Here is a 23,599-nt window from a genome sequence, read left to right as displayed (position 1 = left end):
ATGAGAGTATTGATTACCGGTGCCAATGGATTTGTAGGCAAGAACCTTATCGCTCACTTAAAAGAGCGTAAAGACGTCGAGGTGCTGCGGTTCTGCCGAGAAGACGATATCGTCAGCCTGGACTCACTCGTATCCGAGGTGGATTTCATTTTCCACTTGGCCGGTGTCAATCGTCCTCAGTTTGTCGAAGAGTTCAAGGTCGGTAACGCCGAATTGACTCATGCGCTATGCTCTGCAATCAAGTCGTGTGGTCGAAAGGTCCCTGTGCTGTATACCTCGTCAATCCAGGCCGATTCGGGTAACGCTTATGGCGACAGTAAGCGTGAGGCGGAAGAAGCGTTGTTGAAACTCTCTGCCACATTTGGTAATAAAGTGCATCTGTTCAGGTTGCCAAACGTATTTGGCAAGTGGGCTCGACCTAATTACAACTCTGCTGTAGCGACATTCTGTCATAACATTGCAAATGACTTGCCCATCAGTATTAATGATGCCGATGCGAAAATTTCACTTGTTTATATTGATGATGTCATAAGAACGTTCATTTCTGCGATGGACGGAACACAATTCGGTAGTCCGTTCGTGAAGGTCGAACCCAATTACAGCATTACGGTGGGTGACCTTTCTGCTCAGCTCTATGCTTTTAAAAATAGCCGGGAGTCTATGATAGCCGAGCGCGTAGGTACCGGACTGGTACGCGCGCTGTACTCCACATACCTAAGCTACTTGCCACCCGAAGAGTTTACCTACGAAGTTCCCAAGTACGGAGATGATCGCGGCGTATTCGTGGAGATGCTCAAGACCAAGGATTCGGGTCAGTTCTCATACTTCACTGCGCATCCGGGCATCACTCGCGGTGGTCATTATCACCATACCAAGACAGAAAAATTTCTAGTTATCTCCGGCAAGGCCTGCTTCCGGTTTCGCCATATAGTGTCGGGTGAGTTTTATGAACTGTTCACCGATGGCGTAACGCCGAAAATTGTTGAGACCGTACCTGGCTGGAGTCATGACATCACTAACGTTGGCGAAACTGAAATGATCGTCATGCTGTGGGCGAACGAGATCTTTGATCGTGAGCTTCCGGACACCTACACTATGCCAGTGGGCACCAAAGCCTGATCGAATTAGGAACGAGTATCACGATGAAAAAGTTGAAAATTGTTACTGTTGTTGGCACCCGTCCAGAAATCATTCGCTTGTCGCGCGTTATCACCGCGCTGGACAAGTATTGCGATCATGTACTGGTGCATACAGGACAGAATTACGATTATGAGTTGAACGAGATATTCTTCCAAGATCTCGGAATTCGAAAGCCAGATCATTTTCTGAATGCCGCAGGCAGTAGCGGTGCTGAAACCATCGGGAATGTAATCATTTCTGTGGATCGGGTACTGGCGACTGTTCAGCCAGAAGCGTTGCTGGTCTTGGGCGATACCAATAGTTGCATGGCTGTCATCCCTGCCAAACGGCGTAAGATTCCAACGTTCCACATGGAAGCCGGTAATCGCTGCTTCGATATGCGCGTGCCTGAAGAAATCAACCGTAGAATCGTTGATCATACGGCTGATATTAATCTTACCTACAGCACCATCGCCCGGGATTACTTGCTAAAAGAAGGTCTTTCACCTGATATGGTGATCAAAACCGGTAGCCCGATGTATGAAGTGCTGAATTATTATCGTGATGGAATCGAGTCTTCTGACGTATTGACACGGTTGGGGCTGGAAGCCGGTAAGTTCTTTGTAGTCAGTGCGCACCGTGAAGAAAATATCGATTCTGATAAAAACCTGCTAAAGCTGGTTGATGTCCTTAATACTGTCGCAATTACATTCGGCTATCCGGTCATTGTCTCGACTCATCCACGCACCCAGAAGCGTGTTGATGCGATGGGCATTGTATTCCACGAGAACGTGAAGTTGCTCAAGCCGTTGGGCTTCAAGGATTACAACAAGCTGCAACTGGAATCCAAAGCGGTACTTTCCGACAGCGGCACAATCAGCGAAGAATCTTCAATACTTAATTTCCCCGCATTGAATATCCGTGAGGCCCATGAGCGTCCGGAAGGCATGGAAGAGGCTGCGGTGATGATGGTGGGGCTCGAGGTTGAGCGAGTACTGCAAGGATTGATGGTTCTTGATACACAAGCGTCCGGGTCGGAGCGCACCCTACGTTTGGTCGAAGATTACAGCATGCCCAATGTGTCTGAAAAGGTAGCCCGGATCGTGCATAGTTACACCGACTATGTGAATCGCATCGTCTGGAAACGCTACTAATTCGAGTTGTGAACATGTCTGAGAAGAAACTGAGAATCCTGGTGGTCACGCAATATTTTTGGCCTGAAAATATGCGGATAAACGACCTGGTTCGCGATTTTACCGAGAAAGGACATTCGGTCACCGTGCTGACGGGGCTGCCCAACTATCCAGAGGGGACCGTATTCGCCGAGTTTCAGGCAACGCCTGAGCGTTTCGATGACTACTTTGGCGCCAAGATTGTCAGGGTCCCGATGCTGCCGCGGGGTAAGCGCAGCATTAATCTGGCACTGAATTATCTCAGTTTCTTCACTAGCGCTTCAGTTGTTGGGGCCTACAAGCTGCGTGGCGAAAAATTCGATTCGGTTTTTGTCTATGCCGTCTCTCCGATCATGGCTGCCATCCCCGCATTGGTCATTGGCCGGTTGAAGAAAGCACCGGTGTTTGTATGGGTGCTTGACCTCTGGCCTGAAACCCTCAGAGCCGTGGGTGTATTGAAGAAGCCTGCACTGCTGTCAATGGTCGGTAAAATGGTTTCATGGATCTACAACCGTACTGATTATTTGCTGTTGCAGTCCCATGGTTTCTTTGAAAACGTGCAGAAATATTGCACGAAAGATATTCCGTCCGAGCGACTGGTTTACTTTCCAAGCTGGGCAGAGGACGATTTTACCGCGGTCGAGAATAGAGCCTCTTCCTTGCTGTCGCGTGACGAAACGGTATTTACTGTGTTGTTCGCGGGCAATCTAGGTGAAGCGCAAGACCTTCCCGCGGTGCTGGACGCAGCCGAAGCGTTAGTGAACAAGGTTTCCGTGCGCTGGGTAATCGTCGGCGATGGACGTATGAGTGATTGGTTAAGTCAACAAGTCCAGTCCAGAGGTCTTGGAAACGTTTTGTTATTAGGTCGGCATCCTCTCGAGGAAATGCCTGCTCTGTTCGCCTGTGCGGATGCGTTGCTTGTCTCACTCAAAACCAACGATGTTTTCGAGAAGACCATACCTGGAAAAGTACAGGCTTATCTTGCCTCGGGAAGGCCGCTGCTAGGAATGATCAACGGCGAGGCAGCAAGAGTGATCGCTGACTCCGGTGCAGGTCTAACATGCTCTTCCGGTGATTCGAAAGGTCTGGCGGAGATAACGTTGGCACTTGCGCAAGCAGACGCAGGCCGATTAAGTGCAATGGGCGAATCCGGTCGGCAGTATTACTTGGATAATTATTCGAAGAATCGGCTTTTAACCCGACTGGAAGATCTTTTTAGAAACGCCTCCCTGAGAAAGGCCAGCCAATGATGCCGCATTCTATTTTATTGACCGGAGCGACTGGTTTTGTTGGTGGCGCCATTCTTAAACGCTTGCACAACGAAAAGGTGCATGCGGTTTCTGCTGTTGTCCGAAAGGAATCGCAGCTCAAGGCGCAGGACGTTCCGACCTTGCGCATTGGCTCCTTCGATGGCGAAACCCAGTGGATGGGCGATCTAGCAAAATTTGATGTGATTATTCACTCTGCGGCACGAGTGCACGTCATGAATGATGCCGAGTCAGATCCACTCGCTGCGTTTCGCAACGTCAACGTTGCTGGAACCATGAATCTTGCTCGTCAGGCGGCCGCTTGCGGTGTTCGACGGTTTATTTTTATCAGTTCAATCAAGGTAAATGGCGAAGGAACGACGCCAGGTACTTTCTACACCGGAGATGATGCCCCCGCTCCTGCAGATCCGTACGGCATTTCAAAAATGGAAGCTGAGCAGGGCCTGCGCCAGCTCTCGACGGAAACCGGGATGGAGGTGGTGATTATTCGCCCGGTTCTGGTCTATGGGCCAGGGGTCAAAGCGAACTTCCTGAGCATGATGCGCTGGCTGGATAAGGGAATCCCCTTGCCTTTCGGTGCGATTCATAACAATCGAAGTCTCGTTGCGCTGGATAACCTGGTAGATCTCGTGGTGACTTGTATTGATCATCCTGCAGCTGCCAATCAGACCTTTCTTGTGAGTGACGGAGAGGATTTATCCACTACCGAACTGTTGACCAAGATGGCGAAAGCACTTAAAAAACCGGCGCGACTTGTTCCTGTTCCCAGCTGGGTGCTTCAGTGTGGCGCAGCGATGTTGGGTAAAAAAGCGCTGTCCCAGCGTCTATGTGGATCCCTTCAGGTCGATATTACCAAGACTCGCACTCTACTGGGCTGGACGCCGCCGGTCAGTGTTGAAGAGGCGTTGGCTGCAACCGCATTACATTTTCGGGAACATCAATAACAATGATTTACTTGTGGCTAATACCTGCTATCGCCATTCTTTCCTTGGTGCTGACTGCAGCTTTACGTCGTTATGCGCTAAGTCGCAGTATCATCGATATCCCCAACGCGCGAAGTTCACATTCCATCCCCACGCCCCGCGGTGGAGGAGTGGCGATCGTAATCGCTTTTCTCGTAGCGCTTCCTGTTCTTGGTTTTGCAGGATTGGTTCAATGGTCACAGCTCATTGCCGTGGGTGGCGCTGGTATCTTGATCGCCGTGATCGGGTTCATGGATGATCATGGCCATATAGCCGCCAGATGGCGTCTGCTGGGTCATTTTGCTGCTGCGGTATGGGCGCTCTTATGGATTGGAGGATTTCCTCCTATCGTCATTTTCGGAATGAACATGGAGCTTCATTGGTTCGGATATATCCTGGCCGCCATCTATCTGGTCTGGGTCTTGAATCTTTATAACTTCATGGACGGAATTGATGGCATTGCCAGCATCGAAGCCTTGTGTGTCTGCCTTGGTGCATGTTTGCTCTACTGGATCAATGGAACTCCGGCGCTCATATGGGGGCCGCTGGTATTAGCCATGGCGGTTCTGGGTTTCCTCTACTGGAACTTTCCCCCAGCGCGCATTTTCATGGGGGACGCTGGCAGTGGGTTCCTTGGCATGACATTGGGCGTGTTGTCGATTCAGGCAGCCTGGGAATCGTCAGGCCTTTTCTGGTCATGGTTGATTCTTCTGGGAGTTTTCATCGTCGATGCCACGTTCACGCTTTTACGGAGATTGATCCGAGGCGATAAGGTCTATGAGGCCCATCGCAGTCACGCGTACCAGTTCGCGTCACGACGATTCGGCAGGCATCTGCCAGTTACATTGGCTGTTGGTGCAATAAATCTGTTCTGGCTGTTACCTATCGCTTTCTGCGTCACTTACTGGGGCATGGATGGCGCCATCGGCCTTGTGATGGCGTACATCCCGCTGATCATTCTCGCTGTCAAATTCCATGCGGGAGCACTTGAAAGCTCGGTCTCTCCATCCACCAGTTGAGGCTTCGTACATTGATTTAACGGGTGTTGCAGGTGTCCGAATAGGTACAATAATCAAGTCATTCCAGTTTAGGAGCGGGACAAGGTGTTTGAAGCGTTTATGGAGAGGGTACGAGCTCTTTTGCTGGGGCTGCCACGCCACCAAAAGCGACTGATACAGGTTTGGGCCGACGTCGTCCTGGTTTGGGCGGCACTCTGGTTGGCGTTTGTGGTTCGCCTCGGCATCGATGAGATGGTCAACCCTTTTATCGCGCATTCCTGGCTTTTCCTGATCGCTCCAGTCGTGGCCATACCCTTGTTCATCCGCTTCGGGATGTATCGGGCGGTGATGCGCTATTTCGGCAATGATGCGCTGATCGCTATTATCAAGGCTGTGAGCCTGTCATCGCTGATCCTTGGCGTCGTCGTCTACTGGTACAGCAACCATCAGAATATCGTTCCTCGTTCGATCATCTTCAATTACTGGTGGTTGAGCCTGATCATGATTGGCGGGTTGCGCCTTGCAATGCGCCAATACTTTTTGGGCGACTGGTTTACAGCGGTGCAGCATGTGCCCTTTGCCAGCAGGGACGACGGTCTCCCGAGAGTCGCCGTATACGGTGCCGGCGCAGCGGGAAACCAGCTTGTTGCGGCATTGCGCATGGGCCGGGCGATGCGTCCGGTGGCGTTCATCGATGACGATACTAGCATCGCCGATCGGATCATCTCGGGCCTGCATGTATACAAGCCCGAGCAAATCCAGCGAATGATCGACGAGACAGGTGCGCAGGAGGTCCTGCTTGCGATTCCGTCGTCGAACAGAGGCCGTCGCCGTGAAATCCTGACATTCCTTGAAGGCTTTCCGCTGCACGTCAGAAGTGTGCCAGGGTTCATGGACCTGGCCAGTGGCAGGGTCAAGGTCGATGACATCCAGGAAGTGGATATCGCTGACTTGCTCGGTCGTGACTCGGTACCCGCGCAGGGAGAGTTGCTCGAGCATTGCATCAAGGCCCAGTCGGTTCTGGTTACTGGAGCAGGCGGTTCAATCGGCTCTGAGCTTTGCAGGCAAATTCTGGCTTTGCGGCCAACGACGCTTTTACTGCTCGATCATAGTGAATTTAACCTCTACAGCATTCTGTCTGAGCTTGAGCAGCGCATCACACGGGAATCATTGCCGGTTCGGCTGTTGCCAATCCTCGGTTCTGTACGCAACCCGGAAAAGTTGCTGGACGTGATGAAAACCTGGCACGTCGACACGGTCTATCATGCCGCGGCCTATAAGCACGTGCCCATGGTAGAGCACAACATCGCCGAAGGCGTTCTGAACAATGTGATCGGCACGCTCAATACCGCGCAAGCTGCTCTGCAGGCCGGTGTGGCCAACTTCGTGTTAATTTCCACGGACAAGGCCGTGCGGCCGACCAATGTGATGGGGAGCACCAAGCGTCTGGCGGAACTGACACTGCAAGCCCTCAGCCGCGAAGTTGCCCCAGTACTCTTTGGCGACACCAGCAATGTATCGCGGGTCAATAAAACCCGATTTACCATGGTCCGATTTGGTAATGTTCTGGGGTCTTCGGGGTCGGTAATTCCGTTGTTTCACAAACAGATCAAATCCGGCGGGCCGCTGACGGTTACTCACCCGAAAATCACCCGTTATTTCATGACCATTCCGGAGGCGGCGCAACTGGTGATTCAGGCCGGGTCCATGGGGCAGGGTGGTGACGTGTTCGTGCTGGACATGGGCGAGCCAGTGAAAATTGTAGAGCTGGCGGAAAAGATGATTCATCTATCCGGCTTGAGTGTCCGATCCGAGAAAAACGTAAACGGCGACATCTCCATCGAGTTTTCCGGCCTGCGTCCGGGCGAGAAGCTTTATGAAGAGTTATTGATCGGCGACAACGTAGTTTCCACTCAGCACCCGATGATCATGAGTGCCAATGAAGATCATCTGCCATGGGAAGTGCTCAAGGCCAAGTTGACAGAGTTGCTCTCTGCAGTTGAGCACGACGACTACACCCGAGTGCGTCAATTACTGCGTGACACCGTCAGCGGATATGCTCCAGACGGCGAGATTGTCGACTGGATCTATCAACAGCGGCGCCTCGAGCCCTGAGCGGTCCAGGCTATAGCGCGGTCGGTGTTGGAAGCAGCTTCGGGGAAGCTGCTTTCCATCACGATTGAGCGACTGTATCAGATGGACAAGGCCGAACGGCTCACGGAAACAGGTCAGCCTCTTGCAGGGATTTGCCTTCCTGGTCCTTGGCCGAGAGTTGTGGCTCTTCAGTGAGTTGCCAGTCGATGTTCAAAGTCCGATCATTCCAACGAATGCAGCGTTCGGCGGACGGGGTGTAGTAATTTGTAGTTTTGTAAAGAAACTCGGCAAATTCGCTCAGGACCACGAAGCCATGTGCGAAGCCTTCCGGAACCCAGAGCTGACGGTGATTTTCAGCCGAGAGTCGAACGGCCACCCACTTGCCGAAATGCGGTGAGCTACGCCGAATGTCCACAGCCACGTCGAGAACCTCTCCGAAACTGACACGCACCAGTTTCCCCTGAGGGTTGTCAAGTTGATAGTGCAAGCCGCGCAGCACACCTTTTTTCGAGCGGGAATGATTGTTCTGAACAAATTTTGTGTTCACACCAGTAGCTTCTTTGAAAGCCTTCGCGTTGAAGCTTTCATAGAAGAAGCCCCGCTCGTCACCATATACCTTGGGTTCGATGATCAGAACACCGGGTAAGTCGGTGGTGACTACTTTCATTGCTTTTCTCCAGCGGTGATTGGTTTCGGTACGTTATGACCAAGGCGCACATATTAAAGCAATGCCTTGGTCAGGCAATCGGATATTTCAAACTCCGTAACATACGCAATAGCCCAATTTCGACTGGATCTACCAGCAACGTCGCCTCGAACCCTGATTGTCTTACATTCCGCAACAGACACATTTTTGACACCCTCCCTACATCGCCTAACTTGAGGAAGCAGCTGCGGAAAAGCTGCTTCCTCAACCGATGTCATGGAGCGTCATTTATGCGTACAGGCTATTTCTATTCCCTGGTTTTTGCCCTGCTCACCAGTCTATCTATCCCTGCTAACGCTGCGCCTACGACCAAGACGGAGGCGTCCAAGGCTCCGGTGGCGATGGAGGCTTCGGCGGGTGCGCAAACCGCAAAGGTGGATCTCAACAAGGCCGATGCGCCGACCTTGCAGCGTGAGTTGTCCGGGGTGGGGGAGGCCAAGGCTTTGGCGATTGTTGCGTATCGTGAAAGTAATGGCCCGTTTGCATCCGTCGACGAGTTGCTCGAAGTCAAGGGTATCGGCAAGGCCCTTCTGGATAAAAATCGCGAGAAGCTTCAGGTGAACTAAGCTTGTCACTCAGCCTTGGAGGCCGGTCATTGACCGGCCTTTTTGCTTTCTGGCGATTGCTGCAAGGTTTTGCCATTCGTCAGCGTTTAAAAAATTACGGCTATCATACTGCGAATAAATTATGCATATAATAAATAACCTGTCCGCTCAAACGCGCTGAGATCTGGCGCCTATCTATCCATTCCTCTGGCATTTCCAAGGAGCAACCACATGACTCCCCTTCAGTCCCAAGGCACCGCCCTCGTCACCGGCGCCTCATCCGGTATCGGCGCTATCTACGCGCAGCGCCTGGCGGCGCGTGGTTTTGATTTGTTGTTGGTCGCTCGTGATCTGGAGCGGCTTGAAGCGGCGGCGAGCGCGTTGCGTGATGCCCATGGTGTGCAGGTCGAGGTGCTCAAGGCGGATTTGACGCAGAGGGATGACGTGCTGAAGCTTGAGCAGCGTTTGCGCAGTGATTCGAGCATCAGCCTGTTGTTGAACAATGCGGGAGTGGCGGCGGATGGGTTGTTGGCCAATGCCGATCTGGACCAGCTGGAGCGTATGATTCAATTGAATATCACGGCGGTCACGCGTCTGGCGTCGGCTGCGGCGGCGGGTTTTGCCAAGGCGGGGCGGGGTACGATCATCAACATTGCATCCGTGGTGGCGTTGTTTCCCGAGCGTTTTAATGCGACGTACAGCGCGAGCAAGGCGTATGTGTTGAGTCTGACCCAGTCGTTGAACGCCGAGCTCGACGGCACCGGCGTCAAGGTCCAGGCTGTGTTGCCAGGGGTGACGCGCACTGAGATCTGGGAGCGTTCGGGTATCGACGCTTCGCAGATTCCGGCGGAGATGGTCATGGAGGCGGGGGAGATGGTCGATGCGGCCCTCGCGGGTCTGGATCAGGGTGAGTTGGTGACCATTCCTTCCTTGCCGAATGCGGGCGACTGGGATGCATTTGTGGCGGCGCGTCTCGTCATGGCGCCTAACCTTTCCAAAAGCAAGGCTGCCGCGCGTTACAAATGACGCGGGCGAACCGGTATGAGGTGGTTGCGGTATGAGTGATCGTCGAGTGGTAGTGACAGGCATGGGGCTGGTGTCTCCCCTGGGTAGCGGCGTCGAAGCGGTCTGGGCGCGGCTGTTGGCCGGGCGTTCAGGGCTGCGCAACTTGCCAGCCGAGGTGGTGGCGGATCTGCCGACCAGTGTCGGCGGGGCCGTGCCGACGCTGGCAGAGGATCCTGAGGCGGGTTTCGACCCTGATCGGGCTACTGCGCCCAAAGAACAGAAGAAGATGGATCGGTTCATCCTGTTTGCCATGGAGGCGGCGCGCCAGGCTATCGAGCAAGCGGGTTGGCAGGCGCAAACCGTCGAGGCCCAGGAGCGCACGGCCACCATCATCGGTTCCGGCGTCGGTGGTTTCGGCGCGATTGCCGATGCGGTGCGCACCACGGACAGCCGCGGGCCGCGACGTTTGTCGCCGTTCACCATTCCTTCGTTCCTGGTCAACCTGGCGGCGGGTCATGTGTCGATCCAGCATGGGTTCAAGGGCCCGCTGGGTGCGCCGGTCACGGCCTGTGCGGCCGGCGTCCAGGCCATTGGCGATGCGGTGCGGCTGATTCGTTGCGGCGAGGCGGATATTGCGGTGTGTGGCGGGGCGGAGGCGGCGATCGATCGGGTCAGCCTGGCCGGCTTTGCGGCGGCGCGTGCCTTGTCCAGCGCGTTCAACGACACCCCGGAGCGCGCCTCGCGACCGTTCGATCGGGACCGCGATGGCTTTGTCATGGGCGAGGGTTCGGGCCTGCTGGTGGTTGAGTCCCTGGAACATGCCTTGGCCCGGGGCGCTCAGCCCCTGGCAGAAGTGGTCGGCTATGGCACCAGTGCTGACGCCTATCACCTGACCGCGGGGCCTGAGGATGGCAGTGGCGCTCGTCGCGCCATGTCATTGGCATTGGCGCAGGCAGGAATCTCGCCGGAGCAGGTTCAGCACCTGAATGCGCACGCTACTTCGACGCCAGTGGGCGACCTGGGTGAGTTGGCTGCCATCAAGGCACTGTTCGGTGCGAACAACGGCATTGCGGTGACATCGACCAAATCGGCCACCGGGCACTTGCTCGGTGCCGCCGGTGGCATCGAAGCCATTTTCACGCTGCTGGCGATCCGCGATCAGATCGTGCCGGCGACCCTCAATTTCGATAACCCGGACCCGGCTTCCGAGGGCGTGGACATTGTCCATGGCCAGGCTCGACCGATGGCGATCGAGTACGCGCTGTCCAACGGTTTCGGGTTTGGCGGGGTCAACGCCAGCGTGCTGTTCAAGCGCTGGGTTGGCTAGTCCCGGACAGATTGAGCCAGGTGCGTGTCACCTCGAGAATCTCGGCGGCCAGTTCGGGGTTCTCGACGCTGCGCGATAGCAACAGCGCGCCGATCAGTGTGGACATGATGACGATGCTGCGGTGCTCGGTGTTTTCACCCTCGAGCGTGCCTTGAATCTGGCGCAGTCGTGCCTGGAGTACCGCGTCTGAAGTCGGGCTCGGCTGGCCGCGCAGGCCGAGTTCCGACGACATGGTCGGCAGCGGGCAGCCTTCGTGGGGCGAAGTCTGGTGCCATTCGGACAGATAGGCATTGATGAACGCCTCCAGCGGACGGTCCTGGGCGAACAGCTCGGCGCATCGGACGTCCACTTCATCCCCGGCGGCCTGTAACGCTTTTTCCACCAGTTCATCCTTGGACTTGAAGTGTGAGTAAAAGCCTCCGTGGGTCAAGCCCAGCGCTTTCATCAGGGGCTGCAGGCCGGTCGCACCAATGCCGTCTCGGCGAAAGCGCACGGAAGCTTCCTTGATGATGCGTTTGTTGGTCTGGGCTTTATGGTCCTGCGAGTAACGCATCTGATATCTCCACATCAATGCGCCATATTAACCAATGAAAATTGGATGGTGACTGTACTTCTATTTCTAAAAAGCATGCAGATGCGTCGAACTTGATCCAAACGCCAATGAAATATGGCACGAATAGTGATTACTCATTCTTTACCGATTGTTGAACAATCCGAGGTAATGAGGCATGAGCAGCGGACTGTCACTGGCCGATCAGATCACTCTGGAGTTACGAGGCGACATCATTGGTGGGCGCTTGCTGCCGGGCATGGCCTTGGTGGAAAGCGATCTGGTGACCGCCTACAACGCTTCGCGCAACACCATTCGCGAGGCCCTGCATCGCTTGGGGCAGGAGGGGCTGACCCGCTATGTGCGCAACAAGGGAGTGATGGTTCGCCGGTTGGGGATCGAGGATGTGCGAGACCTGTTCCAGGTTCGCCGCACGCTCGAGTTGCAGGCTATCAGTACCGCTCGGCCCCTGCGCGAGTGCCAGTCCGACCGCATGCGCCAGGCCCTGGAGGCCGCCGAGTTGGCCCGGGAGCGCGAGGACTGGCGCGCCGTCGGCACCCATGGCCTGGCCTTTCACCAGCATATCGTCGGGCTGTTACACAGTACGTTGTTTGACGAGTTCTTCACCAACGTCGTCGCGCAGTTGCGCCTGGTGTTCTGCACCGCCCCCGATGAATCACGTTTCCAGGCGCCCTGGCTGGCTCGCGATCGGCAGATCCATGAGTTGCTCGCTGAGGGTGACCGGCGTGGGGCCGCAGAGGCCATGAACCTGTATCTCGACGATTCCGAACACTTGCTGTTGCAAATGCTTGCCCCTGCTTCCCATCACTGATTGAGGAACTGTGCCATGTACAAAGACTATCCGGCGGCCTATCAAGTCAGCAAAGGCTCGGCCTTGCAGGTGGACAAGGCCTTCTACGAGCGGGTTCGCGACGCGAAGGACGGGCGCACCCTGATCGAGTCGTTCGAAGTGCCGATTCGCACCGGCCGTGCCTGGAAGGTCCCGGCTGGGCATGTGTTTCGCATCACCACGCCGGTCGGGCCGCAAGTGGGGGATTTCAATGTCTGGAATGCCAACGATCCGCGCGAACGCTTGTGGGCAGCGCGGACCCGGCAATTGCAGGGCGCGCATGTCAGCACCCACGACCGACTCTGGTCGAATCTGCCTTTTTTGCGGCCGCTGGTGACCATTACCGATGACAGCCTCGCCGCGTACGGTATCGATGAGCATGGCGGGCGCCTGCACGACTTGCTGGGTACCCGCTGTGATCCCTATGTGAACAAAATGCTCACCGGCGAGGACTTCCATCATCACTGTCATTCCAACCTGACCCGCGCGGTACTGCCCCACGGCTTGACTGAATTCGACGTGCATGACGTGCTGAACATTTTCCAGTGCACGGGGCTCAATCATGACGACATGTACTTCATGAAGGCCTGTCCGGCGCAGAAGGGCGATTACCTGGAGTTCTTCGCCGAGATTGATTTGCTCTGTGCCTTGTCGACCTGCCCGGGTGGTGATCTGTCGCTGGCCATGTGGGGGCCGGATGCCCAGGACCCGCTGAGCGTGTGTAGGCCGCTGGGGGTGGAGGTCTATCGACTGGACGATGCGTTGCTCGAAGGCTGGAGTCAGCCAGAGCGAGCGTCGTACAAGGGGTTGCATGGGTTGCAGATTGCCAAGGCGGATTGGGAAATGTAGGCGCTGGCTTGCCGGCGAATAACGCAAGAGCGGTGCGGTGAACCAGTTAACACGCGTTATCGTTGACGACCTTCGCTGGCAAGCCAGCTCCTACAGGGGGATGCGTACAGATCACGATCAGGTCCGCCGGCCAACCCACTACGAGATTTTCAAGCCCATTGCATGTCCTTGAAGCAGCTCATATTTTTTAATCCGCTCGAACGGTTGTAACTTCGTCTCAGATAGGTACAATGGCGCGGCTCGCCGTCAGGTGAGCGTCGTTATGGTGACCCCATCGGTCCCCCCGCAACGATCAGCCGTGAACCCGGTCAGGCCTGGAAGGGAGCAGCCGCAGCGGTGACATTGTGTGCCGGGGTGTGGCTGGTGGGGTTACCACCTTAACGAACCGCGAGACCCTCTCTCGCGTCATCTGCCATAAACCATTTTTCATTTGCTGCCATGGCATCTGCCCATCGCGGTTTCTTGTCGTCCGCGATTTACCGGCGACATGAAAAAGGAGGGCGACCTGTCGAGCGCGACACGCCGGTCTCCTTTTTTCTTTACTGGCTCTAAGGCTTGGACAAGGCCTGGTCAACCGCTGCAATCAGCTTTCCCAGATCCTTTGGGGGGGCTTTATGTATGACATCGAATAGATACGCCCGCTGTTCATCCTCATCGCCCAGGTCGGCGAAGAAGGCTTTCAGCTTCACCCCCAGCACATTGGCAAACATGAACAGTGCGTCCACGCTGGGGGTATAGGTGCCGGTTTCGAAGCGGCTGATGGTTTTGGGGTCAAAACCGGTTTTTTCGCCTAGTTCAGCCTGAGTAAGCCCCGCGACCTTGCGGTACCGCCGGATGGCTGGACCCAAACTTGAAATGTGCATCGCTCAATTCCCATTTAGAATCAAGAACTTAACGACAGATTTTGGCATTAGACAACTGCATGATCCATCACCTCGCTTTGCAAAATGTGATGCATTTCGTAGAATTGCCGGTCAAGCGCGACATTGAGTGAGCTTGTTTCAGATTATGGAACGATATGAAAAAGCCACTATTGCGCGTTCACGCAAGGTGGCGAGAACTACTTGAAGCCTTGCAGAATATTACCAGCATCGGTGTTGCTGCCTTGAACGGGTTCCACCGCCAGCGACAGCGAGCCTGACTCATGGATGAGAAGTACCGCAGGGCGGTGGATGCCGCCGCGATTTTTTCCGAGACTGATCTGAGCGGCCGGATCACTCACGTCAATGACCAGTTTTGCGCGGTGTCCGGCTACAGCCGTGAGGAGTTGCTTGGGCAAAACCATCGCATGCTCAACTCTGGCATGCACGCCACTGAATTCTTCGTCGAGATGTGGCGCACCATCGCCCTGGGTCATATCTGGAAGGGCGAGATCTGCAACCGTGCCAAGGATGGCAGCCTGTATTGGGTCGAAAGCACCATGGTGCCGGTGATCGATACGGCCACCGGGCGGGTCGAGCGGTACCTGTCGATTCGTTTCGACATCAGTGAAAAACGTCAGCTCCTGCATTCCCTGCAATGGCGGGTCGGCCATGACGTGCTCACCGGGCTACCCAATCGTGCCTTTCTCTCGGATCTGCTGGACCAGGCGCTGGAGTTCTCCCGGCAGGAGAGCATACCGCTGGCGGTTTGCATGCTCGACCTCGACGGCTTCAAGGCGGTCAATGATGGCTACGGTCATGCCACTGGCGATCTTTTACTGGTGGAGGTGGCCAAGCGCCTGCGCAACATTGTGCGTGGCGAGGACGTGGTCGCGCGGCTGGCCGGCGATGAGTTCGTTCTGGTATTGCGTCATGTGCAAGACCTGCCGCAATTGCGGGCCACGCTGAGCCGGGTGCTGGGGGCCATATCGGTGCCGTATTCGCTGCACGGTAAGGACATCAACGTGTTTGCCAGCATTGGCGTCACGCTGTTTCCTGACGATGACGAAGATGCCGGAACCCTGCTGCGGCATGCCGATCAGGCCATGTATGTGGCCAAGCAGAGCGGTCGCAAGCGCTTTCATTTGTTCGACGTGATCCGCGACCGCCAAGTCCAGGCCACCCATGAGACGGTCGAGCGGGTACGCCAGGCGCTGGTGACCGGCGAATTGCGCGTGCATTACCAGCCCAGGGTCGACATGCGCCACGGCCGGGTCGTCGGCTTGGAGGCCGCACTGCGCTGGGAGCACCCGCAAAACGGCCTGGTCCCCGCGCGGGATTTTTTGCCCCAGGTGGAAGAAACAGACCTGATCATCGATATCGGTGAATGGGTACTGGACCGAGTGTTGGCCCAACTCGATCATTGGCAGCAAGCCGGCCATGACTGGCCGGTGAGCATCAATATTGCGGCGCGGCATTTTCAGCGGGCGGATTTCGTCGAGCGGCTCAAGAACCTGTTGGCGCGGCACGAGCGGGTCGCACCGCAGCGCCTTGACCTGGAGATCGTCGAGTCGGTGGCGATCGAGAACATCCAGCATGTCAGTGCGTGCCTGCAGGCCTGCCAGGCGCTGGGGGTGCAGTTTTCCCTGGGGGATTTTGGCACCGGTTACTCATCCCTGAGTTACCTCAAACGCCTGCGCACCCAGACCATCAAGATCGACAAGTCCTTTGTGCGCGACATTCTTCACGACGGCGATGACCTGGCGTTGACCACTGCTGTGATCGGTCTGGCCCGGGCATTTGGCCGCCAGGTGATCGCCGAGGGGGTGGAAAGTATCGAGCACGGCAAGTTGCTGTTGCGCCTGGGCTGCGAGGTGGCCCAGGGGAGTTTCATCGCGCAGCCGATGCCCGCTGTCGACGTGCCGGGCTGGGTCGCGGGTTTTGTCACGCCAGCGCAATGGCGGGTGGCGGATGCGACCGCCTGCGGTCACGGCGCGGCTTCAGCCTTGTCGCCAATGTAGAGCCGAATGATGTCATCGATCTCCCCTGACATCTTCATGCGTAGCAACGTGCGCAGGATGCGCTGCACCGGCACCTTGGGATCGTTGCGCACATAACAGCCGACCTTTTGCTCCTGCAAGAGAGCCACGCTTTGCAGTTGCTGCTGCGGTAGCAATCGCTGGTTGAACCAGTCCAGGGTCCATTGGTTGCTGACCGCATAACGGTTGCGTCCGGCCTGCAGCTTTTCCAGCACCTGTTCCTGGTTGCGGGCATCGTCGCGATGCAGCCGGTTGGCGTCGAACAGCGGTTGCAGGGTCGGGTAGCTGTAGCCGAGGACCGTGCCGATCGATTGATGCGCCAATTGGGTCGGGGTCACTGACGTCGTGGCGCCAGGCAGGCTGACCAGCAGGTCGGGTTGAGTCCAGAGCGGAATGCTCCAGATATAGTCGCCGGACTGGTTCGGCGTCCATGACTGCGCGGCGTAGCAGCGAATGTCGACCTCACCATGCTCCATAGCGTTCTGCACCCGGCCGCGGGGCAAGACGTGAAACTGCGCCGGTACACCGACCTGGGTGGCGAGGCTGAGCATCACGTCATACAGGATGCCCTGGGTCGGCCGCCCACGTTCGAGTTGCACCATCGGCATGGCCCAACTGTCAGGTATAACGAAGCGCAACGGCGCGTCAGCGGCCGCCCCGTCCAGGCTGATCAACAGCAGTGCCCCCAAGGCCAGCCGCATAAACGCTCCGATAAATCCTGCCAAAGTGCAGCTTAGCCAGATTAGACGAGCGCACCGGATGCAATTTGTGCCTTGCTCCGCTAGCATTAGCCGCTTCTGCTTCCTTCGCTGCGACGGTTTTCGATGAGTTATCAGGTTCTTGCACGTAAATGGCGTCCGCGCTCGTTCCGCGAAATGGTCGGCCAGACCCATGTGCTCAAGGCTCTGATCAATGCCTTGGACAGCCAGCGGCTGCACCATGCGTACCTGTTTACCGGTACGCGCGGGGTCGGCAAGACCACCATTGCGCGGATCATCGCCAAATGCCTGAACTGTGAAACAGGTATTACTTCAACGCCCTGTGGCGAGTGTTCGGTGTGCCGCGAGATCGATGAAGGCCGCTTCGTCGACCTGATCGAGATCGACGCCGCCAGCCGCACCAAGGTCGAGGACACCCGCGAGCTGCTCGATAACGTGCAGTACGCCCCCAGCCGTGGGCGCTTCAAGGTCTACCTGATCGACGAAGTGCACATGCTTTCCAGCCATTCCTTCAATGCGCTGTTGAAAACCCTCGAAGAGCCGCCACCCTACGTCAAGTTCATCCTGGCCACCACCGACCCGCAGAAACTTCCTGCAACGATACTCTCGCGTTGCCTGCAGTTCTCCCTGAAGAACATGACCCCGGAGCGGGTGGTCGAGCATTTGAGCCACGTGCTGAGCGTGGAGAACGTGCCGTTCGAAGACGACGCGCTGTGGTTGCTCGGTCGCGCCGCCGACGGTTCGATGCGCGATGCCATGAGCCTCACCGACCAGGCGATCGCCTTCGGTGAGGGCAAGGTCATGGCCGCTGACGTGCGGGCGATGCTCGGCACCCTCGATCACGGTCAGGTCTATGACGTGCTGCATGCGCTGATCGAAGGCGACGCCAAGGCCCTGCTCGAAGCGGTCCGCCACCTGGCCGAACAGGGCCCGGACTGGAACGGCGTGCTCTCGGAAATCCTCAACGTGCTGCACCGTGTCGCCATTGCCCAGGCCTTGCCTGAGGGCGTCGACAACGGTCATGGCGACCGCGACCGGGTCTTGGCCCTGGCCCAGGCCCTGCCGGCCGAAGACGTGCAGTTCTATTACCAGATGGGGCTGATTGGCCGCCGCGACCTGCCACTGGCGCCGGACCCTCGTGGCGGCTTTGAAATGGTGCTGTTGCGCATGCTGGCTTTCCGGCCTGCCGACACCGCGGAGGCGCCGAGGCAACCGCTAAAGCCAGTGGGGATCAGCCAGGCCACGGTTGATTCCGCCAAACCAGTGGCTGCCACGCCGGTCGTTGCGTCAGTAGCCGCTGCGCCCGTTACGGCGCAGGCTCCGGCACCTGCGCCAGCGGCTCCTGTCGTTGTGCCCGAGCCGGAACCCGAGCCGATGCCGGAGCCGGTCGTCGAGGCGGTCGTGGTCGAAGCAGTGGTCGACCTGCCGTGGAATGATCCGGTCGAGCCTGAAGTCGTTCAGCAGCCCGCCGTCGAGCCGGTGCTGGAAACCGCCAGCGAGCAGCCCGAGTTGCCGCCGATGCCGTTGCCGACGCCGGACAGCGTGGTGCCGGACGCGCCGGAGTGGGCTGCCGCGCCGATTCCTGAACCGACGGTGGCCGAAGTCGATGCCGGTACGCCGGGCATGGACCTGGATGACGAGCCACCGTTGGACGAAGATTACATCGAGCCTGACATGGACTCGGCCTACAGCTACCTCGACGAGTTGGCCAGCGAGCACGCCGCCGAGCCGGCCGCAGAGCCGGAGCCTGAGCCTGCCGCGGCACCTGCCACCGGCCTGGCCCTGCAATGGCTGGAGTTGTTCCCGAATCTGCCGATCTCCGGCATGACCGGCAGCATCGCCGCCAACTGCACGCTGATCGCCGTCGAGGGCGACAACTGGTTGCTGCACCTGGACCCGGCCCACAGCGCCCTGTTCAACGCCACTCAACAGCGGCGTCTCAACGAAGCGTTGAACCAGTATCACGGGCGGACCCTGACCCTGACCATGGAGCTGATCAAGCCTGAGCAGGAAACCCCGGCCCAGGCGGCCTCGCGCCGCCGTGCCGACCGTCAGCGCGAGGCCGAGGAGTCGATCCACGGTGATCCGTTCATCCAGCAAATGATGCAGCAGTTCGGTGCGGTCATCCGTAACGATACTATTGAACCTGTCGAGGCCCTGGTCAGTCAGGGCTAATAACTGAAGGCGTTCGCCCGAGCGGGCCGGGCGCCGTTTAATCCAAGTACTTTTGAGGTGATTCCCATGATGAAAGGTGGCATGGCCGGCCTGATGAAGCAGGCGCAGCAGATGCAGGAAAAAATGGCCAAGATGCAGGAAGAGCTGGCCAACGCCGAAGTCACCGGTAAAGCCGGTGGCGACATGGTCACCGTGGTGATGACCGGTCGTCACGACGTCAAGCGCGTGACCATCGACCCAAGCCTGGTCGAAGGCCTGAGCGAAGATGACAAGGAAATGCTCGAGGCGGTGTTCGCTGCGGCCGTTAACGACGCCGTGCGCAAGATCGAAGCCAACAGCCAGGATAAAATGGGCAGCATGACCGCAGGCATGCAACTGCCACCGGGCATGAAACTGCCATTCTGATTCGCCATCAGGCGTCGGATGAGCTACAAAAAATGCCAGGCATCGCGCCTGGCATTTTTTTTGGCCGAGTCTGATCGTTCCCACGCAGCGCGTGGCGATCAGGGCGAGACAGAAACATCGAACGCGACCCCGCCCCAACGGTCTGCTCCCTATACCGCTGAATTCATCGATCAAAGGAGACTCTGCCATGTCCGACCCCATGACCCTCAACCAACGAATCGTCCTGGCCTCGCGCCCGGTCGGCGCGCCAACGCCGGAAAACTTCCGCATGGAGCGGGTGGCGCTCCCTGATCTGGAAGAGGGGCAGGTGCTGCTCAAGACCCTTTACCTGTCGCTGGATCCCTACATGCGCGGGCGCATGAGTGATGCGCCGTCCTACGCCGCGCCGGTGGAAATCGGCGAGGTGATGACCGGCGGCGCGGTCAGCCGGGTCGAGCGTTCGCGCCATCCCAAATTCCATGAAGGCGATCTGGTGGTCGGCGCCACGGGGTGGCAGAGCCACAGCATCAACGACGGCCGCAGCATCATCCCGATACCTTCGGGGCTGCCCAGCCCCTCCATGGCCCTGGGCGTGCTGGGCATGCCGGGCATGACCGCCTACATGGGCCTGATGGACATCGGCCAGCCAAAGGAAGGCGAGACCCTGGTGGTCGCGGCGGCTTCTGGCGCCGTGGGCTCGGTGGTGGGCCAGGTGGCGAAGATCAAGGGCCTGCGCGTGGTCGGTGTGGCCGGTGGCGCGGACAAGTGCCGTTACGTGGTCGAAGAGCTGGGCTTCGATGCCTGCGTCGACCACAAGAGCCCCGACTTCACCGATGAGCTGGCGCAGGCGTGCCCCAAGGGCATCGATATCTATTACGAGAACGTCGGTGGCAAGGTGTTCGACGCCGTGGTGCCGTTGCTCAACCCCAAGGCACGGATTCCGCTCTGCGGCCTGATTGCTTCCTACAACGCCAGCGAAGCGCCAAGCGGCCCGGATCGCCTGCCGCTGTTGCAGCGCACGCTGTTGACCAAGCGCGTACGCATCCAGGGCTTCATCGTGTTCGACGACTACGGTGACCGTCAGCCGGAGTTCATCAGCGCGATGGCGCCATGGGTGCGCGATGGCAAGGTGAAGTTTCGCGAAGACGTGGTCGATGGCCTGGAGAATGCGCCTGATGCGTTCATCGGCCTGCTCGAAGGCCGCAACTTCGGCAAGTTGGTGGTACGGGTCGCGCCAGCGCAATAATTGACGCTTACCAGAGGCGCGGGTATAAACCGCGTCTCGTTGTTTTCGTCGGACTTTTCCCCATGAGCTTCAGCCCTTTGATTCGCCAACTGATCGACGCCTTGCGAGTTTTGCCAGGTGTGGGTCAGAAAACCGCCCAGCGCATGGCGTTGCAATTGCTCGAGCGTGATCGCAGTGGCGGCTCGCGCCTGGCGCTGGCCCTGAGCCAGGCCATGGACGGGGTCGGTCACTGCCGCCTGTGCCGCACGCTGACCGAAGACGACCTCTGCCCGCAATGCGCCGACACCCGCCGCGACGACACTTTGCTCTGCGTGGTGGAAGGGCCGATGGATGTCTACGCCGTGGAGCAGACCGGTTTCCGTGGCCGCTACTTCGTGCTCAAGGGGCACCTGTCGCCGCTTGACGGGCTGGGGCCGGACGCCATTGGCATTCCGCAGTTGATGGCACGGATCGAGGAGGCGGGCACCTTCACCGAAGTCATCCTGGCCACCAACCCGACGGTGGAAGGTGAAGCTACCGCGCACTACATCGCCCAATTGCTCAGCAGCAAAGGCCTGGTCGCTTCGCGCATCGCCCATGGCGTGCCGTTGGGGGGCGAGCTGGAATTGGTGGATGGCGGGACACTGGCGCATTCGTTTGCGGGGCGTAAGCCGATCTCCCTCTAAGTTATAGGGTGTTTTTTAATGACGCCTTCGCGAGCAAGCCCGCTCCCACATTGGTTTTGTGCACGCCGCAGATCTAATGTGGGAGCGGGCTTGCTCGCGAAGGCCGCGACTCGGTCCAACAGATTGACTCATTCCTGTTGAAAACCAAGCAAGCGCTCGGTTAACTTCGTTGAACCCTTCAGTGGAGTTCGCCGATGCCTGCCTTTCAGGAATACTTCGACCCCAGCCACCAAATGGTCCGCGACAGCGTCAGACGATTCGTCGAGCGTGAGATCCTTCCGGACATCGACCAGTGGGAAGAAGCCGAAAGCTTTCCCCGGGAGCTCTATCTGAAGGCCGGCGCGGCGGGCATCCTTGGCATCGGTTATCCAGAAAGCCTGGGCGGCAGCCACGAGGGCGATGTGTTCGCCAAGGTCGCCGCCAGCGAAGAACTGATGCGCTGCGGCTCCGGTGGCCTGGTGGCGGGGCTGGGTTCGCTGGACATCGGCCTTGCGCCAATCCTCAAGTGGGCCAGGCCTGAAGTTCGTGACCGGGTCGTGCCACAGGTGTTGTCCGGCGAGAAAATCAGCGCCCTGGCGGTCACCGAACCCGGAGGCGGGTCCGACGTCGCCAACCTGCAAACCCGCGCCGTGCGTGATGGCGACTTCTATCGGGTCAGCGGCAGTAAAACCTTCATCACCAGCGGCGTCCGGGCGGATTTCTACACCGTTGCGGTGCGCACCGGCGAGCCAGGTTTCGCCGGCATCAGCCTGTTGTTGATCGAGAAGGGCACCCCGGGCTTCACCGTCGGACAGCCATTGAAGAAAATGGGCTGGTGGGCGTCAGACACGGCCGAACTGTTCTTCGATGAGTGCCGTGTGCCTGTAGGAAATCTGATCGGCAGTGAAAACATGGGGTTCGCCTGCATCATGGGCAATTTCCAGAACGAACGCCTGGCCTTGGCATTGATGGCCAACATGACCGCCCAGCTTGCCCTGGAGGAGAGCCTCAAGTGGGCTCGTGAGCGTGAAGCCTTTGGTAAGCCGATCGGCAAGTTCCAGGTGATCAAGCATCGCCTGGCGGAGATGGCCACGGCACTCGAAGTCTCAAGGGAATTCACCTACCGGCAGGCGGCGAAGATGGCCGCAGGCAAGAGCGTGATCAAGGAAATTTCCATGGCCAAGAATTTTGCCACGGATACCGCAGACCGGATCACCCACGATGCCGTGCAGATCCTCGGTGGCCTGGGTTACATGCGCGAGAGCCTGGTGGAGCGGTTGTATCGGGATAACCGGATACTTTCGATTGGCGGGGGGACGCGGGAAGTGATGAACGAGATCATCAGCAAGCAGATGGGGCTCTAAGCTTTGTGGTGTGGCGGATGACGCCTTCGCTGGCAAGCCAGCTCCTACAGAGATCTTCGTCCCGCAGATTAACTGTAGGAGCTGGCTTGCCAGCGATGGCGTCAGTACAGGCGCTACTTATTTATCGGTCAGGGCAAACTGCGTCAGGCAAAAAGTCGGAATCCCCATGTCTTCCAGGCGCTGCGACCCACCCAGCTCCGGCAGATCGATGATCGCCGCCGCTTCATGAACCCGCGCACCCATGCGCCGAACCAGGTTCGCCGCCGCAATCAGGGTGCCGCCGGTAGCGATCAGGTCATCGAACATCACCACCGAATCGCCTTCGCACAGGCTGTCGGCGTGCACTTCAAGAAACGCTTCGCCGTACTCGGTCGCATAACCTTCGGCCAGCACGTCGGCCGGCAGCTTGCCTTGCTTGCGAAACAGCACCAGCGGCTTGTTCAGCTGGTAGGCCAGCACCGAACCGATCAGGAAGCCCCGGGCATCCATGGCGCCAATGTGGGTGAAATCCGCCTCGACATAGCGGTGGGCGAAACTGTCCATCACCAGGCGCAGGGCCGTGGGCGACTGAAAGAGCGGGGTGATGTCGCGAAAGATCACGCCGGGCTTGGGAAAGTCGATCACGGGGCGGATGAGGGATTTGATGTCGAAGGAGTCGAAGACCATCGCGGAGGTGTCCTGGCAGGCTGCAAACGACACAGTATAACGGCGGCTGAACCCTTT

The 23,599-nt window shown here is 57.8% G+C and carries 22 protein-coding genes and 1 other RNA gene; 18 read left to right on the top strand and 5 right to left on the bottom strand.

Translation table 11 applies throughout. From position 1 onward, the window contains the following. The 6 genes from wbjC (at position 1) to NQL71_RS09805 (ending at position 7,634) form a co-directional block, all read left to right on the top strand. The gene (wbjC, locus tag NQL71_RS09830; RefSeq protein ID WP_274642581.1) at positions 1 to 1,119 is read left to right on the top strand and encodes a UDP-2-acetamido-2,6-beta-L-arabino-hexul-4-ose reductase; all 1,119 of its coding nucleotides are present in this window, start codon (positions 1 to 3) and stop codon (positions 1,117 to 1,119) included. Between the two features lie 23 nt (positions 1,120 to 1,142). Beyond that, on the top strand, positions 1,143 to 2,273 hold the full coding sequence (gene wecB / locus NQL71_RS09825) for a non-hydrolyzing UDP-N-acetylglucosamine 2-epimerase (protein ID WP_274642580.1): 1,131 nt from the start codon (positions 1,143 to 1,145) through the stop codon (positions 2,271 to 2,273). 14 nt (positions 2,274 to 2,287) lie between these two features. Further along, complete coding sequence (locus NQL71_RS09820; protein ID WP_274642579.1) at positions 2,288 to 3,541, top strand: glycosyltransferase family 4 protein; 1,254 nt, start codon at positions 2,288 to 2,290, stop codon at positions 3,539 to 3,541. Beyond that, the gene (locus NQL71_RS09815) at positions 3,541 to 4,503 is read left to right on the top strand and encodes a UDP-glucose 4-epimerase family protein (RefSeq protein WP_274642637.1); all 963 of its coding nucleotides are present in this window, start codon (positions 3,541 to 3,543) and stop codon (positions 4,501 to 4,503) included. Before NQL71_RS09820 ends, NQL71_RS09815 begins: the two co-directional genes overlap by 1 nt. Positions 4,504 to 4,505: 2 nt before the next feature. Continuing rightward, positions 4,506 to 5,540, top strand: a complete 1,035-nt coding sequence (locus NQL71_RS09810) for an MraY family glycosyltransferase (protein ID WP_274642578.1) — start codon at positions 4,506 to 4,508, stop codon at positions 5,538 to 5,540. Between the two features lie 99 nt (positions 5,541 to 5,639). Next, positions 5,640 to 7,634, top strand: a complete 1,995-nt coding sequence (locus NQL71_RS09805) for a polysaccharide biosynthesis protein (protein ID WP_274642636.1) — start codon at positions 5,640 to 5,642, stop codon at positions 7,632 to 7,634. 100 nt (positions 7,635 to 7,734) lie between these two features. Here the strand turns inward: NQL71_RS09805 and rfbC are convergent, their stop codons facing one another. Beyond that, on the bottom strand, positions 7,735 to 8,280 hold the full coding sequence (rfbC, locus tag NQL71_RS09800; RefSeq protein ID WP_274642577.1) for a dTDP-4-dehydrorhamnose 3,5-epimerase: 546 nt from the start codon (positions 8,278 to 8,280) through the stop codon (positions 7,735 to 7,737). 269 nt (positions 8,281 to 8,549) lie between these two features. Between rfbC and NQL71_RS09795 the strand changes: the two genes are divergently transcribed. The 3 genes from NQL71_RS09795 (at position 8,550) to fabF (ending at position 11,196) form a co-directional block, all read left to right on the top strand. Next, positions 8,550 to 8,885 carry a ComEA family DNA-binding protein gene (locus NQL71_RS09795; protein WP_274642576.1) on the top strand — a complete coding sequence of 112 codons (336 nt, stop codon included), beginning with the start codon at positions 8,550 to 8,552 and terminating at the stop codon, positions 8,883 to 8,885. A gap of 210 nt (positions 8,886 to 9,095) precedes the next feature. Next, the gene (locus NQL71_RS09790; RefSeq protein ID WP_274642575.1) at positions 9,096 to 9,890 is read left to right on the top strand and encodes an SDR family NAD(P)-dependent oxidoreductase; all 795 of its coding nucleotides are present in this window, start codon (positions 9,096 to 9,098) and stop codon (positions 9,888 to 9,890) included. Between the two features lie 31 nt (positions 9,891 to 9,921). Continuing rightward, positions 9,922 to 11,196: a beta-ketoacyl-ACP synthase II gene (fabF, locus tag NQL71_RS09785; protein ID WP_046819446.1), complete on the top strand. Its 1,275-nt coding sequence runs from the start codon at positions 9,922 to 9,924 to the stop codon at positions 11,194 to 11,196. Here fabF and NQL71_RS09780 read toward each other — a convergent pair. Beyond that, complete coding sequence (locus NQL71_RS09780) at positions 11,177 to 11,749, bottom strand: TetR/AcrR family transcriptional regulator (protein WP_046819447.1); 573 nt, start codon at positions 11,747 to 11,749, stop codon at positions 11,177 to 11,179. The genes fabF and NQL71_RS09780 overlap by 20 nt on opposite strands. 175 nt (positions 11,750 to 11,924) lie before the next feature. Between NQL71_RS09780 and NQL71_RS09775 the strand changes: the two genes are divergently transcribed. From NQL71_RS09775 to ffs, 3 genes are all read left to right on the top strand, one after another. Then, positions 11,925 to 12,578: a GntR family transcriptional regulator gene (locus tag NQL71_RS09775; protein WP_077184005.1), complete on the top strand. Its 654-nt coding sequence runs from the start codon at positions 11,925 to 11,927 to the stop codon at positions 12,576 to 12,578. Between the two features lie 15 nt (positions 12,579 to 12,593). After that, positions 12,594 to 13,445, top strand: coding sequence for an urea carboxylase-associated family protein (locus NQL71_RS09770; protein WP_274642574.1), 852 nt, complete (start codon positions 12,594 to 12,596; stop codon positions 13,443 to 13,445). 272 nt (positions 13,446 to 13,717) lie between these two features. After that, positions 13,718 to 13,814, top strand: an RNA gene (gene ffs / locus NQL71_RS09765) — signal recognition particle sRNA small type. Between the two features lie 179 nt (positions 13,815 to 13,993). On the opposite strand, the gene NQL71_RS09760 is transcribed toward ffs, so the two are convergent. Continuing rightward, on the bottom strand, positions 13,994 to 14,308 hold the full coding sequence (locus tag NQL71_RS09760; protein ID WP_046819450.1) for a helix-turn-helix domain-containing protein: 315 nt from the start codon (positions 14,306 to 14,308) through the stop codon (positions 13,994 to 13,996). 281 nt (positions 14,309 to 14,589) lie between these two features. Here NQL71_RS09760 and NQL71_RS09755 point away from each other — a divergent pair, with 281 nt between their 5' ends. Further along, positions 14,590 to 16,326 (top strand): putative bifunctional diguanylate cyclase/phosphodiesterase, encoded by a 1,737-nt coding sequence (locus NQL71_RS09755; protein ID WP_166619403.1) that lies wholly within the window; start codon positions 14,590 to 14,592, stop codon positions 16,324 to 16,326. On the opposite strand, the gene NQL71_RS09750 is transcribed toward NQL71_RS09755, so the two are convergent. Continuing rightward, entirely contained in the window at positions 16,293 to 17,045 is a 753-nt protein-coding gene (locus NQL71_RS09750; protein ID WP_046819452.1) for a substrate-binding periplasmic protein, read from the bottom strand. The genes NQL71_RS09755 and NQL71_RS09750 overlap by 34 nt on opposite strands. 123 nt (positions 17,046 to 17,168) lie before the next feature. Here NQL71_RS09750 and dnaX point away from each other — a divergent pair, with 123 nt between their 5' ends. The 5 genes from dnaX (at position 17,169) to NQL71_RS09725 (ending at position 22,876) form a co-directional block, all read left to right on the top strand. Then, entirely contained in the window at positions 17,169 to 19,238 is a 2,070-nt protein-coding gene (gene dnaX / locus NQL71_RS09745; protein WP_274642573.1) for a DNA polymerase III subunit gamma/tau, read from the top strand. A 66-nt stretch (positions 19,239 to 19,304) separates the two neighbouring features. Further along, complete coding sequence (locus NQL71_RS09740; protein ID WP_007933349.1) at positions 19,305 to 19,643, top strand: YbaB/EbfC family nucleoid-associated protein; 339 nt, start codon at positions 19,305 to 19,307, stop codon at positions 19,641 to 19,643. 187 nt (positions 19,644 to 19,830) lie between these two features. Next, complete coding sequence (curA, locus tag NQL71_RS09735) at positions 19,831 to 20,868, top strand: NADPH-dependent curcumin/dihydrocurcumin reductase (RefSeq protein WP_077183983.1); 1,038 nt, start codon at positions 19,831 to 19,833, stop codon at positions 20,866 to 20,868. Between the two features lie 62 nt (positions 20,869 to 20,930). Next, on the top strand, positions 20,931 to 21,533 hold the full coding sequence (recR, locus tag NQL71_RS09730; protein ID WP_046819456.1) for a recombination mediator RecR: 603 nt from the start codon (positions 20,931 to 20,933) through the stop codon (positions 21,531 to 21,533). Between the two features lie 194 nt (positions 21,534 to 21,727). Then, positions 21,728 to 22,876 carry an acyl-CoA dehydrogenase family protein gene (locus NQL71_RS09725; RefSeq protein WP_046819457.1) on the top strand — a complete coding sequence of 383 codons (1,149 nt, stop codon included), beginning with the start codon at positions 21,728 to 21,730 and terminating at the stop codon, positions 22,874 to 22,876. 117 nt (positions 22,877 to 22,993) lie between these two features. Here NQL71_RS09725 and NQL71_RS09720 read toward each other — a convergent pair whose 3' ends face one another. Further along, positions 22,994 to 23,542, bottom strand: coding sequence for an adenine phosphoribosyltransferase (locus tag NQL71_RS09720; RefSeq protein ID WP_046819458.1), 549 nt, complete (start codon positions 23,540 to 23,542; stop codon positions 22,994 to 22,996). Between the last annotated feature and the right edge of the window lie 57 nt (positions 23,543 to 23,599).

This window comes from Pseudomonas serbica, from assembly GCF_028823535.1.
Taxonomy (GTDB): Bacteria; Pseudomonadota; Gammaproteobacteria; order Pseudomonadales; family Pseudomonadaceae; genus Aquipseudomonas; species Aquipseudomonas serbica.
This window is presented reverse-complemented; position numbering and strand designations above follow the sequence as displayed.